This window comes from Mesorhizobium sp. M7A.F.Ca.ET.027.03.2.1 (genome assembly GCF_003999175.1).
In the GTDB taxonomy this organism is placed as follows: domain Bacteria; phylum Pseudomonadota; class Alphaproteobacteria; order Rhizobiales; family Rhizobiaceae; genus Mesorhizobium.
This window is the reverse complement of sequence record NZ_RZOM01000991.1, coordinates 1-2,323: the sequence shown is the minus strand read 5'-3', so window position 1 is coordinate 2,323 and position 2,323 is coordinate 1. Positions and strand designations below refer to the sequence as shown.

Here is a 2,323-nt window from a genome sequence, read left to right as displayed (position 1 = left end):
GAGCGTGGTTTGATCTTTTGCGGATCGTAGTGGGCGAAGGCGACGACGCGCGCCGGCAGCCGTTTGGCATGGCCGTCGAGCTTGCCGATCTCGACCTCGGTACCGACAGCCGAATGGGTGACGTCGAGCCTGGCCAGCGCGATGGTCTTGTTCAGCACCGGCGAGCGCATGCCCGACGTGACCACGCCGATCTGGGCGCGGCCGACATGCACGCAATCGCCATGGCCGACGTCGACATTGGCGTCGATGTCGAGGCCGACCAGCTTCGTCTGCGGGTGCTCCTTGCGGCGGATCAGCGCCTCGCGGCCGATGAAATCGTCGGTCTTGCTCTTCAGCGGCACGGTGAAGCCGATGCCGGCCTCGAACGGATCGGTCTGGTCGGAGAATTCGTAGCCGGCGAAGATCAGCCCGGCCTCGATGCGCACCATGTCCAGCGCCTGCAGCCCCATCGGCTTCAGCCCATGCGGCTGGCCGGCTTCCCAGATGGCGTCGAACACCTTTTCGGCGTCGCGCGGATGGCACCAGATCTCGTAGCCGAGTTCGCCGGTATAGCCGGTGCGCGAGACGACGACCGGAATGCCGTTGCCGCCACCAATGCGGGCGACGGCGAAGCGGAACCATTCGAGCTCGTCGATCGACGGCTGCAATGGCGAAGTCCAGATCACTTCTCGCAGGATGTCGCGGCTCTTCGGACCCTGGACGGCGACGTTGTGCATCTGGTCGGTCGACGAGCGCACCAGCACGTCGAGGCCGAGCTTCGTCGCCGTCTCGCGCAGCCATTCGCCGGACAGATCGTCACCGCCGACCCAGCGGAAATTGTCCTTGCCGAGCCGCAGCAGGGTGCCGTCGTCGATCATGCCGCCATGCTCGTAGCACATGGCCGAATAGACCACCTGGCCGACACCGAGCTTCTTGACGTCGCGGGTCAGCGTGTATTGTAGCAGCGCCTCGGAATCCGGGCCGGTGACCTCGAACTTGCGCAGCGGCGACAGGTCCATGATCACCGCGTCCTGGCGGCACGCCCAGTATTCCGCGATCGGCCCGTCCTTGGCGAAGGAATTGGCGAGCCAATAGCCCCTGTACTCGCCGAAGTTGCGGGTGTGCTTGGCAAAGCTCGAATGAAAAGCTGTCTCGCGGGTCATTTTCTGTTCCGAATCGGGCGTCATGCGTCTGGCGATCGCTCGCGAGAATTTGTGCTGGCCGGAATAGGTCCGCACATGGATGTCGGTCGGGTTCCAGCCATTGGCCGGCGTCGTGTCGTCGGGGCAGGCGGAGGACACGCAGACGATGTCGGTGAGCGCCCTGAGCAGCACATAGTCACCCGCCCGCGACCACGGCTCGTCGGACACCATGACGCCATGCGCGTCGATCGCCGTGTTGAAGAAGAAGTTGATCGCCATCCAGCCCGCGCGGGGATTGACGCCCTTGCCGGCCAGAGCGCCGTTGAAATTCTCCGAGCAGTTGGTGTGGCCGGGATAGCCGATGTCGTCGTAATATTTGGCCGCGCAGGCGAGCGCGAAGGCGTCGTGCCGGCCGCATGTGTCCTGCACCACCTCGACCAGTGGCTCCATGTCCTGGTCAAAGTATTTGGAATGCAGGCCGGGCATCGGGTAGCTTGCACCCATCAGCGTGCGAGTCGTCGTCACGTCGAGCGGATGATCCAGTCCCCTGTCCAGCTTGCGCGCCGAAAAGCACTGGAAATCGGTGCACTGGCGCCCGTCGACATCGATGATCTGGAGATAGTCGCCAGCCTTGACGAAATAGGATTCCGCCGTCGCCGAATGGACGCGCAAATCGAGAACCGGGTCGGCCAGCGGGTCGGCCAGTAGCGATTTCGCCGCCGGGCGGATCGTGGCACGGCGGACGATGGCAGTCAGCGGCGTCGCCGTGTCGTGGCCATCGACCAGCATCGGCCCGCCGGGGGCCGCAATCAGCATCGCGCCGTCGCGTGCGACCGTGAAAGCCTGCTCGGTGCCGGCGGGTGTCGCGCCGCCGAACACGCGAACCGCCTTGGCATGGTCAAGCTGCACCTGCCGGCGCGCGAGCCCGCTCCGTAGCGATGCGAGGCTGTCGTCGTCCTCGGCCAACAGCGCCTTGATGCCGGCAGCGTTGCTGTTCGATGCTTCACCAAAAATGCCGGGATCGGTCGCGCCGCTCCTGTCCCAGGCCAGCAACTCGCAGGCCTGGCCGCCCTCGACATTGCGCACGGTGACCGTGTCGCCGGCCTCGATATCGATGAGCACCGCGCCATTGCCATGGATCGTATAACGCTCCATGCCCGGCGGCAGCGCGATCTGGCCGGGCCTCAGGATGAGGCTCGGCC

General features: G+C 65.3%; 1 protein-coding gene. It reads right to left on the bottom strand.

Features of this window, described 5'->3' with window-relative positions; translation table 11 throughout:
* On the bottom strand, nt 1–2,323 hold a 2,323-nt coding region (locus EN750_RS30105; protein ID WP_245482850.1), incomplete at both ends, for an aminomethyltransferase family protein.